Origin of the sequence: Thiorhodovibrio winogradskyi, from assembly GCF_036208045.1 — a bacterium.
Lineage (GTDB): Bacteria > Pseudomonadota > Gammaproteobacteria > Chromatiales > Chromatiaceae > Thiorhodovibrio > Thiorhodovibrio winogradskyi.
Genome location: NZ_CP121472.1, coordinates 4,022,685 through 4,046,539, shown reverse-complemented (window position 1 = coordinate 4,046,539; position 23,855 = coordinate 4,022,685). Strand labels below are relative to the sequence as shown.

General features: G+C 61.3%; 16 protein-coding genes, 1 tRNA gene, 1 other RNA gene and 1 pseudogene. 4 read left to right on the top strand and 15 right to left on the bottom strand.

Going from position 1 to position 23,855, the window contains the following annotated elements; translation table 11 throughout:
• Positions 1-109 precede the first annotated feature (109 nt).
• The 12 genes from Thiowin_RS18495 to Thiowin_RS18440 form a co-directional block, all read right to left on the bottom strand.
• Positions 110-1,276 carry a DUF4214 domain-containing protein gene (locus Thiowin_RS18495; protein ID WP_328984434.1) on the bottom strand — a complete coding sequence of 389 codons (1,167 nt, stop codon included), beginning with the start codon at positions 1,274-1,276 and terminating at the stop codon, positions 110-112.
• Positions 1,277-1,347: 71 nt separating this feature from the next.
• Positions 1,348-2,325 carry a hypothetical protein gene (locus Thiowin_RS18490; RefSeq protein WP_328984433.1) on the bottom strand — a complete coding sequence of 326 codons (978 nt, stop codon included), beginning with the start codon at positions 2,323-2,325 and terminating at the stop codon, positions 1,348-1,350.
• A gap of 204 nt (positions 2,326-2,529) precedes the next feature.
• Complete coding sequence (locus tag Thiowin_RS18485; RefSeq protein ID WP_328984432.1) at positions 2,530-3,864, bottom strand: HlyD family type I secretion periplasmic adaptor subunit; 1,335 nt, start codon at positions 3,862-3,864, stop codon at positions 2,530-2,532.
• A 93-nt stretch (positions 3,865-3,957) separates the two neighbouring features.
• Positions 3,958-5,688, bottom strand: coding sequence for a type I secretion system permease/ATPase (locus Thiowin_RS18480; protein WP_328984431.1), 1,731 nt, complete (start codon positions 5,686-5,688; stop codon positions 3,958-3,960).
• A 39-nt stretch (positions 5,689-5,727) separates the two neighbouring features.
• Entirely contained in the window at positions 5,728-6,519 is a 792-nt protein-coding gene (locus tag Thiowin_RS18475) for a SapC family protein (protein ID WP_328984430.1), read from the bottom strand.
• Positions 6,520-6,659: 140 nt separating this feature from the next.
• Positions 6,660-9,074, bottom strand: a complete 2,415-nt coding sequence (locus Thiowin_RS18470) for a glycosyltransferase (RefSeq protein WP_328984429.1) — start codon at positions 9,072-9,074, stop codon at positions 6,660-6,662.
• 447 nt (positions 9,075-9,521) lie between these two features.
• Positions 9,522-9,881, bottom strand: a transfer-messenger RNA (tmRNA) gene (ssrA, locus tag Thiowin_RS18465).
• A gap of 73 nt (positions 9,882-9,954) precedes the next feature.
• A complete protein-coding gene (locus Thiowin_RS18460; protein ID WP_328984428.1) occupies positions 9,955-10,467 on the bottom strand; it encodes a DUF2919 family protein in 513 nt (170 codons plus the stop codon).
• 42 nt (positions 10,468-10,509) lie between these two features.
• A complete protein-coding gene (locus tag Thiowin_RS18455; RefSeq protein WP_328984427.1) occupies positions 10,510-11,784 on the bottom strand; it encodes a cyclopropane-fatty-acyl-phospholipid synthase family protein in 1,275 nt (424 codons plus the stop codon).
• Complete coding sequence (locus Thiowin_RS18450; RefSeq protein WP_328984426.1) at positions 11,784-12,620, bottom strand: DUF1365 domain-containing protein; 837 nt, start codon at positions 12,618-12,620, stop codon at positions 11,784-11,786. The genes Thiowin_RS18455 and Thiowin_RS18450 overlap by 1 nt, the downstream gene beginning before the upstream one ends.
• 18 nt (positions 12,621-12,638) lie before the next feature.
• Positions 12,639-13,973: an NAD(P)/FAD-dependent oxidoreductase gene (locus tag Thiowin_RS18445; protein ID WP_328984425.1), complete on the bottom strand. Its 1,335-nt coding sequence runs from the start codon at positions 13,971-13,973 to the stop codon at positions 12,639-12,641.
• A gap of 171 nt (positions 13,974-14,144) precedes the next feature.
• The gene (locus tag Thiowin_RS18440; RefSeq protein ID WP_328984424.1) at positions 14,145-15,302 is read right to left on the bottom strand and encodes an alkaline phosphatase family protein; all 1,158 of its coding nucleotides are present in this window, start codon (positions 15,300-15,302) and stop codon (positions 14,145-14,147) included.
• Between the two features lie 195 nt (positions 15,303-15,497).
• Between Thiowin_RS18440 and Thiowin_RS18435 the strand changes: the two genes are divergently transcribed.
• The 4 genes from Thiowin_RS18435 to Thiowin_RS18420 all read left to right on the top strand — a co-directional run bounded on the left by Thiowin_RS18435 (position 15,498) and on the right by Thiowin_RS18420 (position 18,901).
• Positions 15,498-16,136, top strand: coding sequence for a uracil-DNA glycosylase (locus Thiowin_RS18435; protein WP_328984423.1), 639 nt, complete (start codon positions 15,498-15,500; stop codon positions 16,134-16,136).
• 28 nt (positions 16,137-16,164) lie between these two features.
• On the top strand, positions 16,165-18,000 hold the full coding sequence (gene uvrC, locus Thiowin_RS18430) for an excinuclease ABC subunit UvrC (RefSeq protein WP_328984422.1): 1,836 nt from the start codon (positions 16,165-16,167) through the stop codon (positions 17,998-18,000).
• 207 nt (positions 18,001-18,207) lie between these two features.
• Positions 18,208-18,786 carry a CDP-diacylglycerol--glycerol-3-phosphate 3-phosphatidyltransferase gene (gene pgsA, locus Thiowin_RS18425; protein ID WP_328984421.1) on the top strand — a complete coding sequence of 193 codons (579 nt, stop codon included), beginning with the start codon at positions 18,208-18,210 and terminating at the stop codon, positions 18,784-18,786.
• A gap of 39 nt (positions 18,787-18,825) precedes the next feature.
• Positions 18,826-18,901: transfer RNA gene (locus Thiowin_RS18420), tRNA-Gly, on the top strand.
• 405 nt (positions 18,902-19,306) lie between these two features.
• Here Thiowin_RS18420 and Thiowin_RS18415 read toward each other — a convergent pair.
• From Thiowin_RS18415 to Thiowin_RS18405, 3 genes and pseudogenes are all read right to left on the bottom strand, one after another.
• Positions 19,307-20,857 (bottom strand): ATP-binding protein, encoded by a 1,551-nt coding sequence (locus tag Thiowin_RS18415; protein WP_328984420.1) that lies wholly within the window; start codon positions 20,855-20,857, stop codon positions 19,307-19,309.
• Positions 20,858-20,961: 104 nt separating this feature from the next.
• Positions 20,962-22,164 (bottom strand): annotated as a pseudogene (locus tag Thiowin_RS18410) (AAA family ATPase); the annotation flags it as partial.
• Between the two features lie 297 nt (positions 22,165-22,461).
• The gene (locus tag Thiowin_RS18405; RefSeq protein WP_328984419.1) at positions 22,462-23,853 is read right to left on the bottom strand and encodes a hypothetical protein; all 1,392 of its coding nucleotides are present in this window, start codon (positions 23,851-23,853) and stop codon (positions 22,462-22,464) included.
• Between the last annotated feature and the right edge of the window lie 2 nt (positions 23,854-23,855).

The window sequence follows — 23,855 nt, the reverse complement described above, 5'->3', positions numbered from 1 at the left end:
TAAAACGCGGCGGTCACCGCTAAGGTGCCCAACATTGGGTGGACCTTAGCGGCGGCCGCCGCGTGCCACTACCCCGCTGTCCAGTTAGTCAGCGGGAACCTCGACAGCCTTAGACCCAATCGTCATCGTCGATTTGGATGACGTTGGTCTGGTCTGCCCGTGCTTCATCACTGTCGGCAAACAGTGTGGCGACGTGCGCCCGGCTGATTAACCCAGATTGGAGCTGGTTGATCCAGAAGTCATTACCGCCTTCATCGGGATCGCGGTCAAATGTGTTCTCGTACATCAGGTTCACGAAGTCACTGTCGGACAGTCCCGCGGGATGTTGTAGATTGAACTCGTCGCTTGCCAAGAAGGTGGCAGCTAGACTCATGACGTCGACATAGGAGTCAGCGTTATCGCTCCACCATTCCGCGCCGCCCAATTCGGCCGAACGACCAAGAACTGTGTCATAGAGGCGCATGGTGGCCGCGACTATTGCGTCGGTCGACACGGTCGCGGTGGAGCCGTCGGCAAACTCAAGGTACTGGACGTTCTTGATGATGCTACCCGTGGAAGAGCTGACGAGTTCGCCATTCGTAACCTGCAAGTCACCGCGATTGACATCGAGATTCATGTAGTCGTAGCCGGTGCCAGCGTCGATGGAGTCCTCACCCGCGGAGCCGAAGATCGAATCGTTGCCAGCGCCACCCGTGATGGTGTCATTGCCAGCACCCGCGGTGATGATGTCGTTACCCTCGCCACCGTTGATGCTGTCATTGCCACTGCCAGTGGTGAGGATGTCATTACCCTGGCGGCCGTCGAGCGAGACATCTTCCCCACTTGTCACGGAGATGTTGTCGTTGCCGCTGCCGCTGGCAATGACTCGGTCAAAGGCTCCGTCAGCGGTATTACTGAAGGCGGATTCATTGCCGAGTTCCTGTCCCGCGGTCGGGGCCGCGTTTGTACTGATGTTCCAAGTGACATTGGATTCAGTATCAAACACCACGGAAGGAATAATTTCGAACCCATCAGGTGGGTTGTAGGTCGTGTTTTCGGGCGCATTGGTCGCATCCACCACGACGAACTGGGGCGTCTGACCTTCAGGTGCCTCGACGGTGGTGGTGCCGTCTGCATTAATGGTGACGCGTGCCACCACAACATCGTTGGTGGTGCCGGTTCGGTCTACTCCAGCAGCATCAAGGAGCGCATTGATGGTCGCCTGGTCAAGGCCGCCACCTTGCAGAGCGGTATTAAGATCTTCTCCCGTTGTGGGAGTGTCGTAAGTTATAGCCATTGGGGGTATTCCTCCACGTTAGACTGAGAGTTTTTCGCGAAAGTCACTTGAGGTTTTTTTGTCGCGGACTGTTAGGCTCCTTGACGAAAAATCTGCGTGACAGAGGGATCATCCCAAGGAGAGGGGTAGCGGGGAGGAGTAGCCGCTCCTTGTCGATGAGAAACTTGGATGTTGATTGCCACCAGGGGCTCAGTGCCTTGAGGACCAGTGAGTTTGCGCCCAGACACCAGCGGAATGGGCATGCAACCTTGAAACGCGACCTGCCCGGATAATTGATAGTCATTCGCGGCCGGGCCGCCGAGCGCCATGGTTAACGACAGAATGGGCGCTCCCTTTTGACGCGTGCCAGCGAATTGACTGCTGCTGACCGGTGGCGTTTGTCCGATGCCCTTGATGTCGCAGGCGTAATATAGATCGACATTCTCGGGTTTGTTGGGCCATTCGATCACGAATCCCTCGAGCCTGGATTGACCGTAAGGATCCCCAAGCCAACCGCCTGGAACCTGGACATCGCCCTGGTTCTGAATGTGGCCGAAGTACTCGAGCCGGCATTCGCGCGGTTGGCGTTGCGCAAGATCGGGGGTTGTTTGGACGGGAAATTGCCGGGGCGGTTGGCTTGAGACCTGGGTGGGCTCGGAACCGAACTGGCCCCAAGTGTCCTGGCCTTTTGGTCGCCGCACAAAACGGCCGCTGGTGTCGACGCGGTCGATTTGAACCTCTGCCTCCCTACCCTCCGTGACGCCAGGCACGCGGTATTTTGCCAGCAGGACGGTGGCGTCGGCTCGCAGAACACGAACCACCAGGGTGTCGCCAAGTTTGCGCAGCGTATTACGTGAAACACCCTCCCCTGGAAAGAAGTCGACGATGCCATTGCCCGCGGGAGTGGTGTTAACGGTAACGGGAATTTGGTCGCTATCAGGCGCCTCGGTGGCGTAGCGGAACAAATATAGACCCGATGTCAGGGTGACCATCCGCGTTTCCAGTAGCGGCTGGGGCAGGCCTTCTGGCATGCCCGCCATTTTCGGTTGCTGTTGAGGAGAGGCTTTCATATCAGACGGTTACTTGCGCTGGTCTAATCGGTATCTGGTCGGTATCTGGTCGGTATCAGGTCGGTAATCAGGTCGGTAATCGGGGCGATTGGAGGAGTGGGTCAAGGTTGGCTTGGAGATCCATGACAGTCAATGAGTCCTGAGTATAAGGCAGTGCGCGCATGGAAGACAACCGTAGTCTGGAAGACACCACAGGTATGCGGTTTAATCTTCTCGCATTGAACTCGCCAGTGCGTCCGTCAAGGGTTGCATCACGTACTGAAGAGCGGTGCGCTCGCCGGTAATAATGAAGACCTGCGCGGACATGCCGGGCAGTATTGGTTGTTTGCCAAGGAGCAGTCGCTGTTCTTCGGGGATACTGATGCGTGCTAGGAAGTAAGGATCGCCGCTCCGACTTTCCAGCCGATCGGCTGAGACAGTCTCGACGCGGCCATGGACGACGGGCGTGGTGCGAAAATTCAGTGCCGAGAAACGCACGTCGGCATCCAGACCGGGGTGAACTTTGTCGATATCGTCGGGCGAGACCTCGGCGTCGATCACGAGTTGTTCCAACTCCGGCACCACTTCCATTAGCTTTGCGCCTGGTGCGAGCACGGCTCCAACCGTATGAACCTCCAACCCAACCACTCGTCCTGAAACCGGGGCGGTGATCATGGTGCGATCAACCTGATCGGCCAGACGCCGCTCCTTTTCTTGCGCTTCAAGGATGCGCTGGCGTACTTCGCTTAGCTGACTGGCGATCTCGGTGCGGTAGGACTGTTGAATTTTCTCCATTTCCAACTGTGTCTCCTTGATGCGCAGATGGGATTGCGTATGCTGAGTCCGGGTTTGCGACAGGTCGCTCTGCACCCCGATGAGTTCGCGCTCGAGTTCGCGCACTCGAACCTTGTCGCCAAGACCTTCAGCGAATAGCGAACGCAGACCATCGAGTTCGTCCTGGAAAAGGTCGGCGCGTCTGGACAACAGCGCTTCGCGTTCCTCCAGCCCTTCAATCTCGCGACGTAGGGAAAGAATGCTCTGCGCAAGCACCTTGAGTTGACTTTTTAGGTCTTTTGTGCGCTCTACGAAGACGGCGCGTTCTGAGTCCATCAGGGCGGGCAAACGCGGATCCCTCTGCGCCTGGGCAAGCAGTTTGGCCGGGAATTCGATTGTGTCGGCGCCGTCGCGCTCGGCCTTGAGGCGTGCCTCAATCGCGAGGTAGGCACCCAGTTCGCTGCGCACCCCGTCAAGTTGTGATGCGAATTGTGTATCGTCAAGTTGCGCGACCGGCTGACCCGCGAGCACCATGTCTCCTTCGCGGACCAGCAACTTGCGAATAATGCCACCCTCAAGGTGCTGCACTGCCTGGCGATACGACTCGACCGTGACCACGCCTGGCGCGACTGCGGCGCCGTCTATTCTGGCCGATCCCGCCCATCCAACGACGCCGAACAGCAGGACGAAAACAAGCAGGTAGCCGAAACGGCGAATGCCGCGGTCATCCGTCAGTGTTTCCGGTGCGCGCGGGAGCCTGCTTTCCGTCGTTAGCATTTTGGTCATGGACGGCGTCCTCTCCTAGGGCTCTCGGTGGCAGTGCGCACATTACCCTGAAGAAAGGGATCTATTCTCCGGGGTGGGACGGGGCCATGGTTGTTAGGATGCCTGCGCTTGCAAGCGCGGCAAGGAGTCCTCGGGCAAGGCCAGCGACTTGGGTTTGAGAACTCTGGAGAGCACTTCCGCGCGCGGGCCGAAGCCCTCGACCTGCCCCTCTTTGAGTACCAACACTTTGTCGACAGCCTTGAGTAGGTTGGGGCGATGCGAGATCACCACAACGGTGCATCCGATGTCGCGCATTTCGGCGAGCGCGGCAAAGAGGGCGCTCTCGCCGCGGTCATCAAGGCTGGCGTTGGGCTCGTCGAGAATGACCAGGCGCGGGGCGTCGTACAAGGCCCGGGCCAGAGCGATACGCTGACGTTGCCCGCCGGACAGGCCGACGCCGCCCGGTCCGATCAGGGTGTTGTAACCGTCGGGAAGCTGGCCAATCAGGTCGTGAATGTGCGCGCGTTGGGCCGCGTGGACAACGAGTGCGTCGTCCATCTGCTGAAAACGTGCGATATTTTCGGCAATGGTTCCAGCGAAAAGCTCCGTATCCTGTGGCAGGTAGCCAAGATGGCGTCCGAGTTCATCGCGGTTGTAAAGGCTGACCTCGACGCCGTCGAGTCGCACGGAACCGGACAATGCCGGCCAGACCCCGAGAATGACGCGCGCAAGGGTGGATTTGCCAGCCGCCGAGGGTCCGACGACGCCCAAGGCCTCGCCGGGCTCGAGATCTAGGCTGATGCCTCGCAGGACAGGCTTTTCCGTGCCCGGTGGGCGCGCAAAAACGCCATGTAATTGTAACCGGCCTGTTGGGATTGGCATGGACAACCGGCGAGGTTGCTCCGGCATGGTCTCGAGTAGATGATGTAGACGATCATAGCTGGCACGCGCGCCGAGGAAGGACTTCCAGTTACCGATTACCTGACCGATAGGTCCCACGGTCTTGCCAGACAGAATGGCGGCCGCGATGATGACGCCCGGCGTGATCAGCTGTTGAATGGCCAAGTACCCTGCGGCAGCCAGGATGATCGGTCTGAGCAACGCGGTTAGCGCCCTGCTAAGAGTGTCTGGTACTGATCCGTGTTCGCTCTGAATCGCTTGCCATCCAATGGTTTGTGTATGCTGATTGCGCCAGCGCGCGAAGATGCTGTTGCGCATGCCCATGGCTTCCATGACTTCGACATTACGAAGATTGGCGGCAAGTGCCTGGCGTTCGCGAATGGCTTGCTCGGAGGCCAGCATGGCGGGTTCGCGGGAGATCATCTCGTTGATGAGTGCGATAATGAACAAGATCACCGCGCCGCCCAGGGTCAGAAAACCAAGGAGTGGATGAAAGAGGAAGATGATCGTTAGGAAAACTGGTACCAACGGCAGGTCGAAGAAGGAGACCAGGGTTGCGCTGCCAAGAAACATGCGCAATGTTGTCAGGTCTTCCATGGGTTGCGTGGTTTCCTTGCCTGGCGATCTGCGCGCGAAGTCCACCATGGCGTTAAAAATGCGCTCGCTGATCAGGCTGTCCAGACGTGCGCTGACTCGGAACATCATGACGGTGCGCACCCACATCAGGAGCCCCATGATGGCGAGCAGAAAAACCACCAGTAAAAAAAGCACGACCAGCGTCGGCACGCTGCGCGAGGGAATGATGCGGTCGTAGAGCTGCATCATGAAGAGGATGGGGGCGAGCATCAGCAGGCTGATCAGCACACTGAAGAAGAACGCGCTGATCACGGTGCCTCGGCACTGCAGCAGCGCCTGTTTGACGGCGCCCGGGGGGGTCTTGGTCAAAGCCGGTTTTCTCCGTAGTGGAGTTTTCATTCTTCCCGATCAGTCGTCCCAGGCAAAGGCGAGTTTTTCATCGGCATTCTCTAGGTATTCCTCGGCATCTTGCTCGCTGAGTGTCTGTCGCTTTTTACGTGCTTCGGTCAAAATTTTGTGCAACCCCAGATGCCGTTCCGATAATTTTTGCAAAATCGCTAGGCGCAGGCCCCCGCTTTGGTGCAGTGCGTGCAAGGATGGCGCGTCGAGGTTACTCAGCACACTCTGATCAATGCGCAATAAATCACTGAAAGGCGCCGGATGCAGGAAGTCGTCGCTTTCCTCGGGAGCGCTGCTGGGCCAATCGGTCAGCAAGCCGAGCCGCTGCAGCACGCTGCAAGCCTCGGCTGTCTGCTGGCGCCCGACTTCCAGGGTTTCGAGAAACGCCTGAATGTCCTTGATGGCCTGACTGGGCTCGTGCCCCTCGAAGAAAAGCTCGCCATCTTCCTTGGTGTCCACAACAAGCCCGCTGCCTTCGTCGACATGAAGCACGAAATGTTCATTTTCGTCGCGCTTGATGCGGAAGGGATATGAACGCAATAGCGCTGGCAGATAGTTGGCGAGCCATTGTCCCTTGGGGCCCACGTACAGAGACTCGCCGTCCGCATTGGCGAGGATGATGACGGGAAACAGGCGGCCATGGCGGAGGGTGAAACCCATCGGGAAGCTCAGTGCGATGGGTTCAATCTCGGCAAGCACCAAGCCGCACAGCTTGAGCGAACGCGCGAACTCGAAGGTTTGACTGCGCCGCCATCGGCGATCACCATGACATGAACGGGTAACTGGCACTGATCCTGACATCTGTTATCGATCCGGTAACAAGAACTTGACTCTTTATTCACCACTGTTGGTGCAATATAACGACACGCGGTTTGGAGTATTCGTCTCCAATGCCTGACGCGGCTATTCTCATGCATGCGGCGATGAAAGTAACCGAGCCACTAGCCAGTCTGAACGCGGGGTGCGCGCGAGAACGGAACCGCCGGCAGACCCGCGAAAGGACCGGTCAGCCAATCGTGATTAAGGCATGGATGGTAGCACGGATCGACCGGATAGTGTTTCCCCCAGCGTTCGATAAACAGCCGTTGCTCGCGTTGGGCGCGAGCTATCTGCGGCCGTGTTTCGTCCTTGCCGCGACTGGCGGACTCGGCGTGGCGCAGGCGCGCCGCGGGCGTCCAGATGATGGCCAGTCCGCGCTCTCGCAGGCGCAGGCAGAGGTCGACATCGTTGAAGGCGACTGGAAAGGTGTCGGCATCCAGTCCGCCGAGTTCGATGAAGAGTTGTTTGTGGGTAAGCAGGCAGGCCGCGGTGACCGCGCTGTAGCGGCGCGATACCTGATTGCAGCCGAGGTAGCCAGCATCCGTGTCCTGCCAGTGATTCCCTACGTGGGCCGCCAAGCCATTGATCCCCACAATAACCCCGGCATGCTGCACCATGGCGTTGCTCCACAACAGCTTGGCGCCGACCATGCCAATGCCGGGGCGGGTGAGTTCGCTCACCATGGCGACTAGCCAGTCGGGTTCGAGTATTTCGATATCGTCGTTAACCAGACCGATCAGGTCGCCGCTGGCCTGGGCAACGGCCATGTTGTTGATCGCGGAATAATTGAACGGATGGGGATAGCGCAGAATGGTCACGTCATATCCCGTGAGCGCATTCAAGTAGGCCAGCGTTTCGCTATCGCGCGACTCGTTATCGACTACGATGAGCTCCAGGTTTGGGTATCTGGTGTGTTCAAGCAGTCCCTGAATGCAGGTCCGCAGGCGTTGACCGCCGTCGCGGGTGGGGATGATCAAGCTGACTCGCGGCGGTGGTGCGGGCAAGGGCCAAGTTACTTGCAGTAGACCGGGATGCTCGGCACAAGGACGGACACGAGCGCCGGGCACCCATTGTTGCGCCAACCACTGGATAGCCTGCTGTCGAGCAGGGCTGGCAGGCCGTTGGGCTGGGTCGGGCGGACTGTCGGCGGCACGCCAGTAGAGTGGTTCAGGCAGGTGCAGGACGGGCTCGCTGTGCGCTTGGGTGGTGGCGACCAGGGCCGCAAGCAGCCAATGCCAGGATGTCCCCGGTGCATTCGGGGCCGATATCAGTGGGTTTGGCGCTCGCGCTAGTGCGTCGAGTGTTTCGCGCAAGATAGGGGCGCCGAAGAGCGCGCCGCTACTGATGATATCGACGCCGAGGAAGAGGTTCGGATCCCAGGCTGGTTTGAGCCAGGGGTCAATCCGGTCTTCTCCAGGTCCATCGCGGTCGCAATCGCTGTAGGCCCAGGCCGCGCGAGCGCGCCCTGTTGCCGAGTCGAAAAGCGCGTTGGCGAGGCGCGCCAGCGCGTCTGGGGCCAGGCGGTCGCCAACCTGAAGCAACGCGATGGCGGCAGGATTCGCCGCAAGCAGGTGCCTAAGACCCTTGAACAGGCTGGCATCATCCACGCAGGCAACCTGCGTTGGCGCCAGCTGCTGGTCGTTCAGACTGGCACGGCTGCGCTCCTGGCGGTGCTCATCGCTCCCGACGGGTGCGTACAGAAGAACGCCCAGGCGTGGCTGCCGATGCCGATCAAGCTTGGCGCAAGGCTGCTGATGGAGGTTGCGCCAGTGCGGGTAATGGCTGAAACCCAGCAGACTGGGGCATTGGCGCTGATGCTGGCGGACCATGGATTCGAGCAGGCGTGCTGCGGCGGGATCAGCCAGAGGAAACCAATGTCGACGTAGCAAACCGATAAAGGAATCGGGCAGTTCTAGCAGCTGGAGCGGGCTGCCGGGCAGTGGTTTTCCGTCCTCGGTTTCAACTTCAAGATGATGGAGGCTGCCGTCTGCCAGTGCCCAGGGCAAGTCAATGCGAAATCCGTGATTGGAATTGGGACGATCAGACAAAGTGCGCTCGGGCTGGTCAGCCGCTGGCTCTGCTAGAATCCTTGTGCCTTCGCGTATGCGAATGGAAAGCACGCGATCCCAATCCGCCGGGTCGTAAAGCCAACCCGATAGACGCAGCCCCCCGAGATAATAGACTTGGCCGCGAGGCGGGGCGGGCGTTTCGCTTTGCGCCTCGGTGACAGCAATGCCACCAGCCAGCCAGGGGCCCTGGTTGGCAATGCGAGCGCTAAGGCGCTTGGCTCCGGAGAGCCAGGAGGTTTTTAGTTCGCAGGAGAAACCATGGCAACCGTCGCCAACGACGGGAATGCTCGCTTGCGTGCGATCCTGCAGCTGATCGGCGCGAATCAGTGCAACGCAGGCGCCATCAATGTCGATCTCGATAGCCAGGCGCAGATCAGGCGCGCTCGGGTCATAAGCCCAACCGGTGACAAGATTGCCGTGTAAAGCAGTGATCGCACCGATGCAAGTTGGACTGCTGGTCTGCGGCATCAATAAGCTCCGATTCAATTCGGCGGGAATTGCGGGAACGCCCGAGCGGGTATCCGAAGGCACTTTAGATTTGGGGTCAGCGCGAATAGATTAGGTGCGGGTTGCCGATCGCTTCAATACGACATTTCGCCTGGGTCAGCAGCCTTATATGATGGATCAAAGGTGCTGGGCATGGATGCGCATGTCGAGGCGATCCTACCTCTGCCCAACATCTGCTGCCCTACCTCTGCTGGCGGCCATTGGCGGTTGGAAATATCCGCTCAGGGGATCGCGCTTGGGAGTCGGCGGTTTTTGGGCCGGGTTGCAGTGGCTTTGTTCGCTGCTAGCGGTCTTTGCTGTGGAGCCTGCTGGCTGTGCGCGGGCCCGTTGATCGCTTGAGGGAAGGCTAAGGGTTGGGTTTGGGGCAAGGTAAGCAGCTGGTCTTGACAAAAAAAATCATGCCTGAAATGGTGGAGGCGGCGGGAATTGAACCCGCGTCCGCAAGCCCTCTGCCGTTGGTCCTACATGCTTAGTCCGCTCTATTGTTTTTAACCTTCCGCCGCCCGAGGGACAGGGCGATCAGTCGGCGATCCCGAATTGGGTTTTAGCGGTTCAGGTCCAGGCTCCCCGCGCCGCGATCCTGTGTGATGTTACCCCACGAGTCCGCCGCCCACAGGCAAGAGACGGTGTGAGGCCCGCTGGGATTAAGCAGCGAGGGCGTAGTTGTCGTCGTTGGCAACTATAGAGTTGCGGATAGTTTTACGAGGTTTCCCGCACCTCGGCATGCACCTCGGGTTTCGCGACCCACGTCGAAGCCATGTCGCCCCCCTTGGAACTCGATCAGACAGGTTAAAGCGCCTTTGGTTCCGGTGCAAGCTTTTTGTTGTCCTCTGGTCCGCGGTCAGTGTCGTGACGTAGTTGGGCCAGTCGCGGGCCAGTCGCGGAACAGGTCTGTCAGCAGGCGCGAGCGCCATAGGTAGCTCAGTGCGGCCAGATTGAGCAGGATGGAGATGAGCACGGTTTCGTTCAGGCGTTGCTCCAGGGGGCCTTGGGCCGTGAAGGAGGCGCTCACCAGCAGGCTGAGATAGACCAGCAGTGAGAGGCTGAGCAGGATGCGGGCATGGCGCCAGACTGCCGGCATCCAGGCCGGTCGCCGGATGGCATGACGGCGGATGGCGCTTACAAAGACGGGGAGGGCGATGGCGTCGGCGAGTAGGTACTCCGGGCGGATCAACTCGCGCAGCAGGGTGATCTCCTTGCCGGTGGTGGGCATGAAGGTGATGATCAGCAAGAGTCCGTGGCGTAGCAGCAGGACCATGATTAGCCACAGGGTCGCCGGAATGCGCAGGTTGAAGTCCGCGTCGTAGCGCTCCGGCGGATAGCGCGGGCGCTCTGGAGTGTTCGCCTCTGGCATGCTGATAATGGCTGGATTGGACTGGAAAGGGTTGGGCCTGTGCTAGCCGGTGGTGGGCGTCTCGAGCACCACCTGCATCACATTGATGCGCCCGTCGCGGAAGCCGGCTTCGCAGTAGGATAGGTAGTAGCGCCACATGCGGATGAAGGTCTCGTCGTAGCCGAGGGCGCGCACGGACTTGAGCTGATCTGTGAATTGCTGGTGCCAAATGGCCAGGGTGCGGGCGTAATCCTGCCCGAACCAGCGCCGCGCGCCGATGCGCAAGCCGGCCTGTTCGGCGACGGCGTCAAAGCGCGCTGGCGTGGGCAGCATGCCGCCGGGGAAGATGTATTTCTGAATAAAATCGGGACTCGAGCGGTAGCCGTCGAAGTATTGCTCGTCGATGGTGATGACTTGCAGGGCGGCGCGTCCGCCGGGGCGCAGGAGTTGGCGGATTTTGTTCATGTAAACAGACCAATAGCGCTCGCCCACGGCCTCGAACATCTCAATGGAGGCGATATGGTCGAAGGTGCCGTCCATGTCGCGATAATCGCGCAGGTGCAGATCCACCTGTCCGCTGGTGATGGGGTCGACGAGCGTTGCGCTGGCCCAGGCGAGTTGTTCACTCGACAGTGTCAGTCCTGTGACCCTGTGGCCGGCGGCGACCGCCTCACGCGCGAAGCCACCCCAGCCGCAGCCGATTTCGAGCAGATGTTGTCCGGGTTCGGCACCCAGCATTTCGAGCAACGTCTGGTACTTGCGTGTCTGCGCCTGCTCCAGACCGTCATCCGCGCCGTCGAACAGAGCGGCGGAGTAGGTCATGCCAGGGTCGAGCCACAGCCGGTAGAAGGCGTTGCCCAGGTCATAGTGATGGGCGATGTTGCGACGGCTGCCGCGGCGGGTGTTGGTGCGACTGCGATGCTGGAAAAGTGCGAGGAGGCGGCTCCGCCAGCTGCCGTATTCAATGCTGGCCAGGGCTGGCTCGTTGACGGCAAGCAGATGAATCAGACTGGTCAGATCCGGACTGTCCCAGTCGCCGGCCAGGTAGCCCTCGCCCAGCCCCAGATGGCCGCGCGCGGCGATGCGCCGGGCGAAGGAAAGCGGGCGATGCAGCTGCATCTCGCCCTGAGGGCCGGGGTCTTCGCCGGTAATTGTGTGCAAGGATTCGCCGATGCGCAGTCGCAGTTGGCCGGCATGGAATTGCTGTTGCAGGAGATGATCGAGCAGGCGGCTGAAGGGCCGAAATCCGCGCTCCATGGGCTCCCTCTCGCGCGCTTTCTTGGGCCAAGCATCTTTGTTCCAGGAAAGCGTGGCCTCGGCCGATTTCTCACTTGCCATCAGGTGACCTCGTGTTTAGGAGCAGGTGGGGTTGGGCACAGGGGTGCGCCGCGCAGCCAAATTTTCAGTGCCTGCCAGTGAATGGCGGCGATCACCTTGATAGTCATCAAAGGCATGCGTTTCAATGCCTGGCGCAGGTTTTGTTCGGTCAGCGGCTCGCCGCTGCCGGCCTGACTGGCGACCAGTTTCAGCCGACCGTCGTCATGGAACTGACGAATCATCACCGAGAGCTGCTCACCGGGCTCGGACAGGCGGAAACGATAGTCGCCGGCCATGTCCATGAGTGGGGAGACGTGAAAACACTTGGTCGCGCGCGCGCGCAGCGGCCAGTCGATGGGCACGCCCTCCTTGGCCAGCAGATAAAAATGCTTGCCGCCAAAGGTGTTGCTGACCTCACCGATGGCCGCGCGCAAACTGCCATCGCGGTGTTCGCAATACCAGACACTCAGCGGATTGAAGCCAAAGCCGAGTACGCGCGGAAAGCACAGCAGCCGGATGCGTCCACCTTCGAGGTCGATGTCGCGGCTGCGCAGGACAGCTTCCACCCAGGGGCGCAGCGGTTTGCCATCGCGCGGGCCGTGATCGGCGGGGTCGAACCGCACCAGCTGGAATTTCCCCAGGCGCGGACCCCGCGGAAGTCGGTCAAGCGCGTCGATGTCGATCAGCAAGCTGAAGACGTTATAGACGAAGCGATACGCAACTGGGAAGAGTCGCCTGTGCATGACCCTGGTGAAGTAGATGCGATGCGGGTTGCTCGCCGGAGCCGTTGCCGGTGCCGGTGCTGACGCTGACGCTGACGCTGACGCTGGAGCGGGTTCGGGTGCCGAGGCTTTCATCTGAAGTGGCGGTCTCCCTTAGTGGCGTGTCGAGGCGGAAGGACTGGATGGCAGTAGCCAGTCGGTGTCCACGCTTGGGTCCATGCGGCAGACGGTTTCCACGGCCGATCGCAAGGCGTCTTCGTGAAAGCCATAGCCACAATAGCTGCCGCAGAACCACAGGCCCCGGTGACCCTGGATTTGCTGCAGTTCACCCTGGGCGTCCATGGCGCGCTGATCAAAAACAGGGTGATGGTAGATCATCTCGGCGATGCAGGTCTCCGGACGTGGTGGTTGGAGTGGGTTGAGGCTGACCAGGTAGTCCTTGCTGGTCTTGAGTCCTTGCAGGCGGTTCATCCAATAGGTGACCGACACCGCTTGACTGCCATCCTGCGCGCGCGAGGCCAGGTAATTCCAGGAGGCCCAGGTCGAGCGCAGGCGCGGCATGAGCTGCGTGTCGGTATGCAGATAGGTGCGATTGGCCTGGTAGCGGAAGCAGCCGAGCAGGCGGGATTCCTCGCTGCTGGGTTGCTCGATCAGTGCCAGCGCCTCGTCGGCATGGCAGGCGAAGACCAGTTGATCGAAACGTCGGGTGGCACCCGAGGCCAGGGTGACCTCAATGTTCGCGTCGGAGCCATCCGCGACCGGGCGGACGCGCACGGCGGGGTCATGCAGGATATTATCGTGCCCGAGATCATCGAGAATCTTCTGCACATAGGCCTGGCTGCCGTTGACCACGGTGCGCCAGAGTGGGCGTTTGAGAATGTTGATCAATCCATGGTTGGCAAAAAACCGCGCTAGGCTCTCGATGGGAAAATCCATCATGGTGCGCGTTGGGCAGGACCAGATGGCGGCCGCCATGGGCAGCAGGTAATGATCGCGGAAGGTCTGGCCAAGGCGTTCGCGCTTGAGGAAGTCGCCCAGATTCAGCCCGTCGAAACCGCCCTGATCCAGGCACTGCCGGCAACGGCGGTTAAAGCGCAGGATGTCCATGAGCATGCCGAGAAAGGCGGGACTCAACAGATTGCGTGGCTGTGCGAAGAGCGTCTTCAGGCTGTCGCCCGAATACTCGATCTCGCCCGGCCCAATGGAGGCGGCGAAGGACATGTCGCCCTCGCGCGTGGCCACGCCCAAGCGCTCGAAGAGTCGCACCAGCAGCGGATAATTGGCCTCGTTATAGACAATAAAGCCGGTATCGACCGGCACCGACCGAGCGTCTTCATCCACTGTGATGGTATGGGTGTGGCCGCCGACGTAGTCGTTGCGCTCAATCAGGGTAACCTGGTGGCGGGTAGCCAGTAGCCAGGCACTGGCCAGTCCAGCGATGCCGCTGCCGATCACGCCGATTTGTTGGGGGGTGTTTGCTTCCGGCATTGGGTTGCTCTGTCCTTCCGCGATTCGTGAAAAGTGAGGTGGTGGTGCGGGATGTGCCCACGTCAGGGATGCGTCCGCTCTGGTGTCACTGTGCCAATGCAGGCAGCAGTGTCCGTGGCCCGGCAAAAATCAGGCTAAGAGTGCGGTTATTCAATAGGCTTTAGAGGCTTTTCAGGTCGGAATGAGACACAAGGGCACCAGCATTTCGGCGCGGCTCAGACCGCCGTGCACCCCGATTTGCTGGAAGGGCTTCTCTGACGGCAGGCGGTCGCGGATGACGCTGCGGTCATGGCCGATCAAAATGACATCGCCGATGCGATGCGTCAATTCAGGATGGGGCTCTCCAGGGCCGAAATAACCCTGGGCCAGCAACTCGCCAGAAGGGGCGAGGCGAAAGCGCGCGCCCAGTGTCTGCTCGACCGCCGCCATGAAAGCCTCCAATGCGCCACCGGCAGTGTAGCAGAAGGCCGCGCGTGGTTCGCCACAGAGCGGCAGGCGCAGCTGATTGGCCAGCAAGGGATAGTCGGCCAGGTCGGTTTGATCCGCGGTCTTGGTGTCGAGCTGGCCATGATCGGCAGTGATCAGCAGGCAGGCATCCTGGCCGCGCAGGCGCTCGGCAAGCAGCGCAAGCCCTTGCTCAAGCTGTTGCAGATGGGCCACCGAGGTTGGGCTGTCGATGCCATGATGGTGCCCGAGATGGTCCAGTTCCGACCAATAAGCGTATATGTAACTTGGCTCGCGGGTGCGCTTGACGGCCTGTTCGATTTGGCGCAAAAAATCCTTGAATGTGCCAAAGGGCCGCAGCCGCGCCAGGCCTTGATGGGCGCGATTAAAGGCTGAGTGGGCGATGGATTTTGGGCTGACCAGCGTGGATGCGGTCTTGATACGCGCAAATACCGGCGGGCAAGGGAAGAGGGACCGCAAGTCCTCGACCATGGCCCAGTTGCCCTGGCCGCCCGCGCGCGGCTGGCCGGGCAGGGTCTTCATCACGCAGCCGAGTTCGCGCAGCCAACTGAACCAGCCAGTGAGGCCATGCTGGGCCGGTGCCACGCCAGTCAAAAAGCTGCCCACGGCGGCAGCCGTGGTGGAGGGGAACACGCTGGTTAGGGCGCCGATCTGGTGCCGCGCCAGCCAGCCGTCCGGGGAGTGTCGGGCCAGCCAATCCGCCCCCAGACCATCGATGACGATAAGCACCAGATGCTTATGGCTGGCCAGTTCCCGTGCTGGCAGCAAGTGCGCCTCGGGCAGGTCGCTGTTGCCGCCGCGCGCGCGCATGAGCGAACTCATCAGATTGACGATGCCGCCGCCGGCGTAGTTGGGTTCAATCATGCTGAAGCTGTTGTCCTCTCATGGCGTGACGGGGTGTTCACCCGGTCGCGACATTTTCTGAACGGTGATCATGGGGTGTTGCTGCTAACCTGGCTGAAACGTCCGGACGGGGCACATGCGCCCTCTGCCCATGATATTTTCTGGAAACCTGCTAACCTCTCACGCCCCACTGTTGAGATGTCCGATCAAGCTCCAATGTTCAACCCTGCTTGCCGCGCCTGCGCGCGTCTGGCTGAATACCTTGATGAGGTGCGCGCCCAGCACCCGCTTTACCATGCCGCGCCCGTGCCGCCTTTTGGCGATGCCAAAGCGCGCCTGCTGATTGTCGGCCTGGCGCCCGGTCTGCATGGCGCCAATCGCACCGGGCGGCCCTTTACCGGGGATTATGCGGGTATTTTGCTCTATGCCAGCCTGCATCGGCATGGGTTCGGCAGCCGTGCCGAGTCGATCAGCATGGATGATGGGCTCAAGCTGATCGATTGTCGCATCACCAACGCGGTGAAATGCCTGCCGCCGGCCAACAAGCCTCTGCCGGCGGAGATGCGCGCTTGTAATCCGTATCTGAGCGCCGAACTGGCTGGCTTGCCGCCGGGCGCTGTGGTGCTGGCGCTGGGGCAGATCGCGCACCGGGCGGTGTTGCTCGGCTGCGGGCTCAAACAATCCGCCTTGCCTTTCGTCCATGGTGCCGAGCATGTCCTGCCCACTGGCCAGCGGCTGATCGATTCCTACCATTGCAGCCGCTACAACACCCAGACCCGGCGCCTGACCGAGGCCATGTTCGATGCCGTGATGGCGCGCTGCCGGGTGCTGCTCGACGCGGCCTGCTCTGTGTGACCTTGTTTGATGTTGCTATGTGCCAATCATGAGCCAGCCGGTGCTGACTGACCAGGCCCGGCGCGCGCTGCTCGCGCGCATCCCCAGCCAGCCGGGCGTCTATCGCATGCTGGATGCCGAGGGCGCCGTGCTCTATGTCGGCAAGGCCAAGGAGCTGAAACGTCGGGTGAGCAGCTATTTCAGCCGCTCGCTGAACCATCGCCTGCAGGTCATGGTGGCGCGCATCGCCGATATTCAGATCACTGTGACCCGCACCGAGGGCGAGGCGCTGCTGCTTGAGGCGGATCTGATCAAGTCCCATCAGCCGCGCTTTAATGTGCTGCTGCGCGATGACAAAAGCTATCCCTTTATCTATCTCAGCACCCAGGATGCCTTTCCGCGTTTGGCCTTTTATCGCGGCTCGCGCAAGGGCAAGGGGCGTTACTTTGGCCCCTATCCCAGTGCCTCGGCGGTGCGCGAGACGCTGCAACTCTTGCAAAAGATTTTCCCGATCCGCCAGTGTCGCGACAGCTTTTTTCGTAATCGCTCGCGGCCCTGTCTGCAATACCAGATCAAGCGCTGCACCGCGCCCTGTGTCGGGCTGATCACTGAGCAGGAGTATGCGGAAGATGTCGCGCGCAGCATCAAGTTCCTCGACGGGCGCACCGATGAGGTCATCCGCGAGCTGGGCGAGCGCATGGACGAGGCGGCGCAAGCGCTGGAGTTCGAGCGCGCGGCCGTGCTGCGCGATCAGATCGCCACCCTGGGGCGCATCCAGCAGCGCCAGTATGTGACCGCCAGTGGTGGCGATTTGGACATCCTGGCCTGCGCCACCGAGGGTGGTGTGCATTGCGTACAGGTGTTCTTTATCCGCGCCGGGCACAATCTGGGCAATAAGAGCTTTTTCCCCAAGGCTCCGCTAGAGGCCACGCCGGCGACGGTCATGGCCGGCTTTCTGACCCAGTTCTATGCTGACAAGCCCATTCCGCCGGAGCTGCTGGTCAGTCACGCACCGGACGAATTGGAGTTTCTTGAGACCGCCTTCGCCGAGCGTGCCGGACGCCGGGTTGCCATTAGCCATCGGCTGCGTGGCGAGCGTGCCCAGTGGCTGAAAATGGCCCAGAGCAATGCCGAGTTGTCGCTGCAATCGCGCCTCGGCAGTCGCGCCGGTTACAACCAACGGCTGGAGGCGCTGCGCGAACTGCTCGGGCTCGACGAACAGCCGGGGCGCATGGAGTGCTTCGACATCAGCCATACCCAGGGTGAGCTGACGGTGGCCTCCTGCGTGGTGTTCGACGCCGAGGGGCAGCGCAAGTCGGACTATCGTCGTTTCAACATCGACGGCATTGCCCCCGGTGATGACTATGCCGCCATGGCCCAGGCACTGGGGCGGCGCTACAAGCGCATTAAGGACGGCGAAGTGCCGGTGCCGGACATCTTGTTCATCGACGGCGGGCGCGGCCAGCTCAATGCCGCCATCGGTATTCTCGAGGAACTCGGCATCCAGGGCGTGCGCCTGGTTGGCGTCGCCAAGGGCCCGGACCGCAAACCCGGCGCCGAGCAGCTGTGGCAGCCGCACCAGCGTCATGCCATCATCGCGCCGGCGGACTCCCCGGCCATGCACCTCATCCAGCAGATTCGCGACGAAGCCCATCGCTTCGCCATCACTGGCCACCGCCAACGGCGTGACAAGGCCAGGCGCACCTCGGTGCTGGAGGGCATCCCCGGCGTGGGCGCCAAACGTCGCGCCAGCCTGCTGCGTGCCTTCGGTGGCCTGCGCGGCCTGCGCCGGGCGAGCGCTGAAGACATCGCGCGGGTCGATGGCATCAGTGCCGCGCTGGCCGAGCAAATTCACCAGGCCGTCAATCAAGACTTGGGCGGTTGACCAGGGGTGCGACTCTGAATGCCCTTGGCGATACCCGTCCGGGGTGCGCTACCTGTTGCCACAACCGCTTCCCCAATGGGCGGCCAACCACCAGTTGAGAGCGGCAAAATCGCCAGTGACTGAGAAATGCTGTTTGCCCAGCGCGCCAGTCGGCCTAAGATGGGCCTTGGCGGTGCAGGTGGTGTGCCGAAGTAAGACGGACAAACCATGATGAATATCCCGAATCTGCTGACCCTGCTACGGATCGGGCTGATCCCGGTTTTTATGGTCATCTTCTACCTGCCGGTCCCCTGGGCGCGGCCGGTCTGCGCGCTGGTCTTTGGCGCCGCGGCCTTGACGGATCTGCTCGATGGCTATCTGGCGCGCCGCCTCAATCAAACCTCGCCGCTGGGCGCCTTTCTCGACCCAGTGGCGGACAAGCTCATGGTCGCCATTGCCCTGGTGCTCTTGGTGCAGGCCGACCCACGCGCCCTGCTGGCGCTGCCGGCGGCGGTCATTATCGGTCGCGAGATCACCGTCTCGGCGCTGCGCGAATGGATGGCCGAAATCGGCAACCGGGCCAAGGTGGCGGTGTCCAAGGCTGGCAAGCTCAAAACCACCGCGCAGATGATCGCCATCTTCCTGCTGATATTGCAGGGACCGCTGCTTGGCCTGCCGATCGAACCAATCGGCATGGCGCTGCTCTACATCGCTGCTTTGCTAACCCTCTGGTCCATGGCGCTCTACCTGCGCGTGGCTTGGCCGAGCCTGATGGGGCGGAGCGAAAATCAGGTTTCAGATTCTTGACAGAAGCGAATGATCGGCTAAAATGTCGGTCTTCTCAAAGCGGGAATAGCTCAGTTGGTAGAGCACAACCTTGCCAAGGTTGGGGTCGCGAGTTCGAGTCTCGTTTCCCGCTCCAAATAATCAAGCATTTATCAGATAAGTGCCGGGTAACCAAAAAAGCTGGGGTAACAGCTCAAAAGGCTCCAACTAGTCCGGCCAGATAACCGACCAGATCAAAAGCGATTCAGAAACCCTGCCGGCCCTAGGTCGTGCAGGGTTTTTTCGCTTGTGGCCCAGCCAATACGGCGCTCTGCTTTGGCTGTGAAGGACATTCCGCAACCCGAAACCAGCTCAATCTTGACTTTACCATCGGCCTCAACAATTATTCATTTCGTGTATAAATGAAAGACTCCCCGGATCCGATGGGTTTCCAGGGCCAAAGACGCTATGGGTTGGCTTGCAGCGAATCCCCGATGTTGTCCGGGCGCTGGCGGCTTATCGCAGCGACGGGGATAGTTTTGTGGGTAATGGTTGCCGGCGATCAGCTGAGGGTCTCCACCTCAAACCCCACCAGCGTGCGTTGCTCGCGGCTGAATTCAATGCCGATGAGGTGGATGGGCAGGCCCTCGGCGCGGTATTTCTCGGCATGGCCGCGGGCCTTGATCTGTGCCAGTGCGGCGCCTTCGGGAGCCAGTTCGACGACCTTGAACTCGAACAGCCAGAGTTGGCCGTTGAAGCGCAGCCGTAGGTCGAGGCGGCCATGGTGGCTGGCGTCCTCGGGCGCCAGGTCGAGGCCGAGCGCGGCGAGGTGGCTGTAGAAGACGCTGGCGTAGTAGCCCTCGTAGCGGGCGATGGGGTTGTTGCGGTACCAGTCGCTGGGGATGGCGGCGAAGAGGGCTGCCAGCAGGGTCTTGATGCCGTCGAAATCGACCGCTTGCAGGCATTTGAGAAGCTGCATGCGTTGGCTGAAGGTGCGCTGCCGATCCGCGCCTAGACCACCGAGCAGGGCTGCGTTGAGGCTGCTTTCGACCTCTCGATTGGGATAGCCCAGGGTGTAGACCCAGTGCCCGAGCAAAGGCTCTTCGAGGTCATGAATGGTGAGGTAGCCGGTTTGAAACAACAGGGCATCGGTATCGAAGTGCTCGACATCAAAGCTCGAGAGCAGTTCCAGACTGGTTTGGCGGTTGGCCAGGTCCGGCGTGAAGTAGCCGCGCTCGGTCAGCACATCGACCAAAAAGGTCGGCGTGCCGGTCTCGAACCACCAAGGGTGAAATCGGCGTGTCTTGAATAACAGCAGCACATTGAAGGGGTTGTAGACCGCCTCGCCGGTCCAGTTGTAGCCGTTGTACCAGGCGCGGATCTGATCACGGTCCAACCCTTCAAGCTCGGGCGCGAAGACCCGGTCCAAGTCGGCCTCGGTGTAGCCGCAGAGAGCGGAATACTCGGCATCCACGGTGATGTCCACCAGATTGTTGAGCCCGGAGAAGAGGCTAACCTTGCTGAATTTGGATACCCCGGTGAGGAAGACGAAGCGGATGTGGGCATCCGAGTCCTTGATCACCGAGTAGAGGTTGCGCAAGCCATCGCGCAGTGCCTTGGCGGTGGCGGGGTCGGTGAGGTTGTCGAGGATGGGCTTGTCGTATTCATCGACGAGGACGACGACCCGCTCGTCGGTGGCGGCATGGGCTTTGCGGATCAGCTCGGCCAAGCAGCCATCGACGTTCGGCTCCTCGCAAACCAGACCAAGCGCCTGTTGATTGATGTTGAGCTGTTCGCGGATCTTGGTCTCCAGCTGGCCCGGCTGGCGAATCACCCCACCGCCAAAGCTCAGCCGGATTACCGGGAAGCGCCGCGACCAGTCCCAGCGTGACTCGGCCTCGAGCCCCTGAAACAGCGCCGCGTTGCCCTCAAACAGCTCCGCCAGGGTATCGAGAAACAGCGACTTGCCAAAGCGCCGCGGACGGGAGAGAAAGTAAGCCTTGCCCTCCTCGATCAGCCGCAGCGCGAAGCCGGTCTTGTCGACGTAATAGTAGTCGTCCTCGCGGATCTCGCGGAAGGTCTGGATGCTGATGGGTAGTTTGGGTCGGGGCATGATGGTCGTCCGTGCGACTGGTCGCGGCCGATGGATGCGAGCGGATGCTAGCACGACCTTGACCATGCGCGTGGCATCGCTCGGTGAAGCGATTCCGCGCCAGATCAGCTGAGGGTCTCCACCTCAAACCCCACCAGCGTGCGTTGCTCGCGGCTGAATTCAATGCCGATGAGGTGGATGGGCAGGCCCTCGGCGCGGTATTTCTCGGCATAGCCGCGGGCCTTGATCTGTGCCAGTGCGGCGCCTTCGGGAGCCAGTTCGACGACCTTGAACTCGAACAGCCAGAGTTGGCCGTTGAAGCGCAGGCGCAGGTCGAGGCGGCCATGGTGGCTGGCGTCCTCGGGCGCCAGGTCGAGGCCGAGCGCGGCGAGGTGGCTGTAGAAGACGCTGGCGTAGTAGCCCTCGTAGCGGGCGATGGGGTTGTTGCGGTACCAGTCGCTGGGGATGGCGGCGAAGAGGGCTGCCAGCAGGGTCTTGATGCCGTCGAAATCGACCGCTTGCAGGCATTTGAGAAGCTGCATGCGTTGGCTGAAGGTGCGCTGCCGATCCGCGCCTAGACCACCGAGCAGGGCTGCGTTGAGGCTGCTTTCGACCTCTCGATTGGGATAGCCCAGGGTGTAGACCCAGTGCCCGAGCAAAGGCTCTTCGAGGTCATGAATGGTGAGGTAGCCGGTTTGAAACAACAGGGCATCGCTATCGAAGTGCTCGACATCAAAGCTCGAGAGCAGTTCCAGACTGGTTTGGCGGTTGGCCAGGTCCGGCGTGAAGTAGCCGCGCTCGGTCAGCACATCGACCAAAAAGGTCGGCGTGCCGGTCTCGAACCACCAAGGGTGAAATCGGCGTGTCTTGAATAACAGCAGCACATTGAAGGGGTTGTAGACCGCCTCGCCGGTCCAGTTGTAGCCGTTGTACCAGGCGCGGATCTGATCACGGTCCAACCCTTCAAGCTCGGGCGCGAAGACCCGGTCCAAGTCGGCCTCGGTGTAGCCGCAGAGAGCGGAATACTCGGCATCCACGGTGATGTCCACCAGATTGTTGAGCCCGGAGAAAAGGCTGACCTTACTGAATTTGCTCACGCCCGTGAGGAAGACAAAGCGGATGTGGGCATCCCGCCCCTTGATCACCGAGTAGAGATTGCGCAGCCCGTCGCGCATCGCCTTGGCGGTGGCGAGATCGGGGAGGTTGTCGAGGATCGGTTTGTCGTATTCGTCGACCAGCACCACCACGCACTCGCCGGTGGCGGCATGGGCGCCATCGATCAGCTCGCTGAAACAACTGACGATGTCAGTGGACTCCCGACAGCGGATCTGATGGGTAGGTGACGTCGGGGCATGGCAGGGATCCTTCAGTCTCGAATCGAGGGGTTAGGCTGAGCCAGGCTTGGAACCTTCTTGAAGCCGAAATCGGTGAACAGCTTGATCTATGTTTCTTTCATGCGCGCGGATGCGAGGCGATGGCGGACTCGGTGCCTGTCTTGCCTGGTCGCAGTATAACCCGGCGGGTCGGTGCGGCCGATGGTGGCCGCGGGGTGATTTAGTGGTGTACAGTGATGAGCATAAGTGTCTGATGGGGCCGGTTCAGCAGCGCCCATGCCCGCCATTCCATCAACCTGGCGATTGTTCGCGGCGATACGCTATGACCTTGCCACCGGGACGGTTGCTGCCGAGCTGTGGGTCTTCGATAATCTCCAGCGGCAGCTTGCCAAACAGGACATCGAAACCGTCCCGCAACGCCTGCCGGTCGATCCGGGCAATCAGTCCCGGCCGGATGGTCAGGCGCAGGGAGCCGTCGGCGCCTTGCAACAGTTCGTGCTGAACCCAGGACTGGGTGCGCAGTATGTAGGCGATGTCGAGCGGGTGAACAGGCGCCCCGCTGGCAGCGCGGAACAGCACCGGTGCTCGTGCGTGCAGGTCGTGCAGACGAGGGGCCGGATCCTGTGGATTGCCGGCGGGATCGAGTCGGGCGTGATCGCCGGTGCGATAGCGCAGGAGCGGCAGGTAGGGGTTGCGCCCGCCGCTGACGGCGATCTCGCCCAGCGTGCCCGCCTCCACCGGGTAGCCTTCAGGGTCGAGGATTTCCAGGTAAAGGTCCGGCGGCAGCTGGCTGAAGCCGTCGCCATTGGGTCCGGCGTAGGCGATGGGGCCGGTCTCGGTGGTGGAGTAGAAGTCGATCACCGGGCAGCCATGGCGCGCCTCCAGGTGCTGTTTCAGCTCGGCGGACAGCATGGTGGCGGTGGAGACCATCGCCATGGGTTTGTAGTCGATGGCCCAGTCGGCGTAGGCGGCGAAGGCCACCGGGTCGCCGGTCAGGAACTCGGGCTGCACCTCGGCGAAGAAGCGCCGGGCTTGGTCGCGGCTCCAGCTCGCCTCGTGCAGATTGACCTTGGCGAAGCCGGCGTTGTTCCATGCGGCGAAGACGTTGGCGAAGGTCACGGTGCGCGCCTCGGAGCCGACATTGACGCAGGCGACGTGCTGGGCATCGAACCTTGGTCGCACGCCGTGGCGGGACAGGGCGAACTCCAGCAGCGGATGGTTCAGTGCCACCGCGGCTGGGTGGTTGGGCACGTCGAGGGCGTGGCCGGTGCTGGTACCGTTGGTCTCATAGACGATCAGCCGTGAAAGCTCGGCGTTTTGCGGCACCAGTTGTTCGATGCGGCTGGCGATGTCCTCGCGGCAAGACGTCGGTATATGCACCCAATCGCGGCGCGGGTCGAAGCCAGCCGGCAGGCGCTCGCGCCATAGCGGCACCTTAGGCAGCAGGCGTTCGACCCAGGCCAGCAGCCAATCGGGCGGGTCTGGTTGCCAGCGCGGTCGCTCCTGAATGATGCGCTGGCGATAGGCATGCAGTGCCGGCAGATCCTTGGCCAGCAGGCGATCGCCGACCTGGTAGTTCCAGCGCGGCGCTCGCGGGTGCTGGTGCAGGAAGCAGAACATCCGCCAGCCGGCTGCGTCGAGCAGTGGGTTGCGGTCTTGGCGCGCGGCAAATTCGGCGTCCATGC